Origin of the sequence: Sphingomonas sp., from assembly GCF_031380695.1 — a bacterium.
Taxonomy (GTDB): domain Bacteria; phylum Pseudomonadota; class Alphaproteobacteria; order Sphingomonadales; family Sphingomonadaceae; genus Sphingomicrobium.
This window is the reverse complement of the sequence record NZ_JANMWY010000225.1, coordinates 1-4,460: the sequence shown is the minus strand read 5'-3', so window position 1 is coordinate 4,460 and position 4,460 is coordinate 1. Positions and strand designations below refer to the sequence as shown.

General features: G+C 66.0%; 5 protein-coding genes. 3 read left to right on the top strand and 2 right to left on the bottom strand.

Features of this window, described 5'->3' with window-relative positions; translation table 11 throughout:
* A partial coding sequence (locus tag RMN84_RS08030) for a dienelactone hydrolase family protein (RefSeq protein WP_309611656.1) occupies positions 1 to 785 on the bottom strand: 785 nt, incomplete at its 3' end.
* Positions 786 to 899: 114 nt separating this feature from the next.
* Between RMN84_RS08030 and RMN84_RS08025 the strand changes: the two genes are divergently transcribed.
* Entirely contained in the window at positions 900 to 1,373 is a 474-nt protein-coding gene (locus RMN84_RS08025; RefSeq protein WP_309611655.1) for an RNA pyrophosphohydrolase, read from the top strand.
* A 4-nt stretch (positions 1,374 to 1,377) separates the two neighbouring features.
* Here the strand turns inward: RMN84_RS08025 and RMN84_RS08020 are convergent, their stop codons facing one another.
* Positions 1,378 to 2,793, bottom strand: a complete 1,416-nt coding sequence (locus RMN84_RS08020) for a M20/M25/M40 family metallo-hydrolase (RefSeq protein WP_309611654.1) — start codon at positions 2,791 to 2,793, stop codon at positions 1,378 to 1,380.
* 86 nt (positions 2,794 to 2,879) lie between these two features.
* Here RMN84_RS08020 and RMN84_RS08015 point away from each other — a divergent pair, with 86 nt between their 5' ends.
* The gene (locus tag RMN84_RS08015; protein ID WP_309611653.1) at positions 2,880 to 4,085 is read left to right on the top strand and encodes a hydrolase; all 1,206 of its coding nucleotides are present in this window, start codon (positions 2,880 to 2,882) and stop codon (positions 4,083 to 4,085) included.
* The coding region (locus tag RMN84_RS08010) for an arginine N-succinyltransferase (RefSeq protein ID WP_309611652.1) at positions 4,082 to 4,460 on the top strand (379 nt) is incomplete at its 3' end. The genes RMN84_RS08015 and RMN84_RS08010, both read left to right, overlap by 4 nt.

Below are 4,460 nucleotides of genomic sequence, written 5' to 3'. Positions count from 1 at the left end.
CCGCCGGGCACGCACCAGCCGTGGTCGGCGGGATAGACTTCGACCGTGGCCGGGCGGTGGGCGGCGGCGAAGGCGGCCTTGAGTTGGTCCTTCATCGCCGGGTTCTGCTTATCGTCGTTCTGCGCCTGCAACATCAGGAAGCGGGCTTTGGTCTTGGGGATGAGCAGGTGCGGGCTGTTGGGCTCGGCGGTGACGAGGCCGTTGCCGCCGTGGAAGCTCGCGACGGCGGCGATGCGGTCGGGCAGCGCGGCGGCGGTGATGATGCTCAGCGTGCCGCCCATGCAATAGCCCTGAACCCCGGCCTTGCGCGTGCGATCGGTCTTTTTCTGCGCGTCGAGCAAAGCGAAATAGGCGGTGGCGTCGCGCGCCGCGCCGGCATCGCCGATCGCCTTGCGAAAGCCCATCAGCGTGGCGCGGGTCGCGGGATTGCCGAAGTCGACCGGGCCTTCGATCACCGGTGCTTTCTTCGAGCGGTAGAATGGGTTGGGGACGAGCACGACATGGCCCTGCGCGGCGAGGCGGCGGCCCATGTCGCGGAACGCAGGGCGCAGGCCCATGATGTCGGGCCAGATGAGAACCGCGCTATATTTGCCGACCTTGGTCGGAGTGAACAGGACCGCGTCACACACGCCGCCGAGAGTTTTCACCATCACGTCCTGCTCGGTCACCGCTGCGGACGGCAGCGTGGCGGCGGTCGCTGTGGTGGCGGCGGCGATCAGGCCGAAGGCGCGGCGGGTCAGGCGGGGGTCATCGACCAGGCCGGGGTGGATGAGATCGTCACACATGGGTCCAACTCCTTGCCGCTGGCCGGCGGTATAAAGCCTCGAAATGAGCGAACCTAGGCCTGTTCTTCACGGCCGAAACGCGGCAGGAGCGGCGACGGTTGCAAGGAGCTTTTCATGACCGACGACGACCATCTCTATCGCCGCGGGGTCGGGGTGATGCTACTCAACGCCGAGGGTAAGGCGTGGGTCGGCAAGCGGATCGATTATCGTGCCGAGGCATGGCAGATGCCGCAGGGGGGCATGGACAAGGGCGAAGAGCCCTGGGACACCGCGCTGCGCGAGTTGGAGGAAGAGACCGGGATCCCGCCCTACCTGGTCGAGCGGATCGCCGAGGCCCCCGAGCGGTTGCGCTATGACCTGCCGTCCGAGCTGCGCGGCAAGTTCTGGAAAGGCAAATATGTCGGCCAGCTTCAGGACTGGTATCTGTGCCGGTTCCTGGGGCACGAGAGCGACGTCGACATTGCGACGAAGCACCCCGAGTTCGACGACTGGAAGTGGGTAGAGCCGGCGCTGCTGCCGAACCTGATCGTGCCGTTCAAGCGGGACCTTTACCGGCAGCTGCTGGTACATTTCGCCGCCTATCTGTGATGAGTCACTCGGGCTGTTCGGCGTAAATCTTCATCAGCCGGTAGAGATAGTCGCGGCTGTCGTAGAGCACCTTCACGCGCACCCGCTCGTTGAGGCCGTGCATGCCGTCGCCATCGGGATCGAGGAACATGCCTGAGATGCCATAGGTCGGAATGCCGACCGGCGTCAGGAAGGCGCCGTCGGTCGCGCCAGCCGACATGATCCGCACGTTGGGAAGGCCGGGCCACATCTGCGCGGCCAGCTTTTCGGCCGGGGCCAGCACCTTGGGATCGAGCGGCGGCGGCGGCGCGGGCGCGTTGCGCACTTCGCGGATCGAGACCGCTACCTTGGGATCGGCGATGACGCCGACGAGCGTCTGGCGAACCGCATCCGCGCTGGTGCCGGGGAAAATGCGGCAATTGATATTGGCCGTCGCACGCTGCGGCAAAGCGTTGGTCGCGTGACCGGCGTTGAGCAGGGTGGCGACGCAATTGGTGTGCAGGATCGCGTTGAGATCGGGATCGCGTTCCAGCGTGCTGCGCGACGACTCATCGGCCGGCGTCGCGAGCAGGGTGCGGATCGCGGCCTGGTCGGCCGGGGTCCGCGTCGGCGCGATGCGGACGAAGAAATCGCGTGTAGTGGCGCTAAATTCGACCGGGAAGCGATAGGCCTCGATCTTATCCAGCGCATGGACGAGGTGATAAATGGCGTTGTCGGGGAGCGGGCGCGAGCTGTGGCCGCCTTTGTTGGTGACCTCTAGCGTGTAATTCTGCGACAACTTCTCGCCCACCTGGATGCCCAGGAACATCGGCTTGCCATTCTCGTCGAGCTTGCCGCCGCCGCCCTCGTTGACGGCGAAGGCGGCGTCGATCAGATCGCGCTTGTTGGTGGCGAGATATTGCGCGCCGTTGAAGGCGCCGTTGGTCTCCTCGCCGCAGGTCAGCGCAAGCTTGAGCGTGCGCCGCGGCTTGAATCCCTCCTGCTTGTAGCGGATCAGCGTGTCGACCCAGATCGCCGCCATCGCCTTGTCGTCGAACGCGCCGCGCGCATAGAAATTGCCATTCTCCTCGACCAGCGTGAACGGATCGCGGGTCCAGTCTTCCCGCTTTGCCTCGACCACGTCGATGTGCGCGAGCATCAGCACCGCCTTCGCCTTCGGATCGCGTCCCGGATAGATAGCAACAAGACCGCCCTCCTTGGGATGATCGGGGACGCTGAAGAGATGAAGGTCGGTCTGCGCGATCCCCGCCGCCTTGAGATGGGCAGCCATGCGTTCTGCGGCCAGCGTGCAACTGCCCGACGACAGCGTCGTGTTGGTCTCCACCAGTTCCTTGTACAGCGCGCGGTAAGCGAGTTGATCGGGTCGCGGAGCAGTCTGCGCCAGCGCGGGCGCGGCCGTCGTACCGAGGAGGGCCATTAACAGGGATAAGGCGCGGCGCATAGGTTTCTCCAGCAAATAATCCTGCGACGATCTTAGCCACGGCGCGGGTGGTGGCAAGCGGCGTTGCGGCGCGCTAGAGCGGGCGCATGGGGAACCTCACGAGTAACGAACAGGCCGCGGCAGAGGCCGCGCAGGCCGCGCCGATGCTGGCGCAAGTCGAAGCGTGGAGCCTGATCAATTCGGGATCGCGCAATCTCGACGGGCTGGCCGATGTCGCCGCGCTGCTGGCCGATGCGTTTGCAGTGTTGCCGGGCGAGGTGAGCCTGCGCGAGGCGGCTTCGGTCGAGGCGGTCGATGCGGCGGGGAAGAGCTACAGCATGCAGCATGGCCGCAACCTGCATCTGACGGTGCGACCCCACGCGCCGGTGCAAATGCTGCTGACCGGGCATATGGATACGGTGTTCGGGGCGGATCATATCTTTCAGACGCTGACATGGCTGGAGGACGGCGTGCTCCGCGGGCCAGGGGTGGCCGACATGAAGGGCGGGATTGCGGTGATGCTGGCGGCGCTGGAGGCGGTCGAGCAGTCGCCGATCGCTGCGCAGTTCGGCTATGAAGTGGTCATCAATTCGGACGAGGAAGTCGGATCGCCGGGGTCGGCGGCGCTGATCGCGGCGGCGGCGCGGGGCAAGCGGGCGGCGCTGACCTATGAGCCGGCCGCCCTGCCCGACGGGACACTGGCGGGCGCGCGGCCAGGGAGCGGCAATTTCAGTTTCGTTATCTCCGGCAAGTCGGCCCATGCCGGGCGCAATCCGGAGGATGGGCGCAACGCGGTGGTCGCGGCGGCGGATTTGGCGTTGCGGCTGACCGCAGCGAAGGGACCGCGGCTGTCGGTCAACGTCGCCAAGGTCGACGGCGGCGGGCCGAACAATGTCGTGCCCGACCATGCCGTCCTGCGCGTCAACGTGCGTCCGGCAACGATCGAGGACCAGGCGCGGGCGCAATCGCTGATCGACGGCGCGGTTGCAACGGTTGCGGCAGAGCATCAGGTGACGATCCACGCCCATGGGTCGTTCGGGCGGCCGCCCAAGCCGATGGATGCGAAGGCCGAGCAATTGTTCGGCTTGGTCCGGCAGACCGGCGCCGACCTGGGCCAGGCGATCCGCTGGCAACCGTCGGGCGGGGTGTGCGACGGCAATAATGTCGCGGCGTGCGGGGTGCCGGTGATCGACACAATGGGCGTCCGCGGCGGCAAGATTCATTCGATGGAGGAATATCTGATTATCGCGAGTTTGGCCGAGCGCGCGGCGCTGTCGGCGGTGACCCTGTTGCGGCTGGCGGAGGGCGCATGAGCTTTCGAGTCCGCCCGGCCAATCCCGACGACTTCCCGGCCATCTATGAAATGGCCAAGCTGACCGGCGGCGGGTTCACTAACCTGCCCGCCGACAAGCAGACGCTGACTGACAAGATCGCGCGGTCGGAAGAAGGGTTTGCGCTGGAAGCGGAAGAGCAGGCGGGAACGCTGTATCTGTTCGTGCTGGAGGATCCCGAGACAGGCGCGATCCGGGGAACGTGCCAGGTGTTCGGATCAGTCGGGGTGATCCGGCCGTTCTACAGCTATCGCTTGTCGACGCTGACTCAGCACAGCCAGGAACTGGGCAAGACGTTTCGCAACGAGACATTGAGTCTGACGACCGACCTCGAAGGGTCGAGCGAGGTCGGCGGGC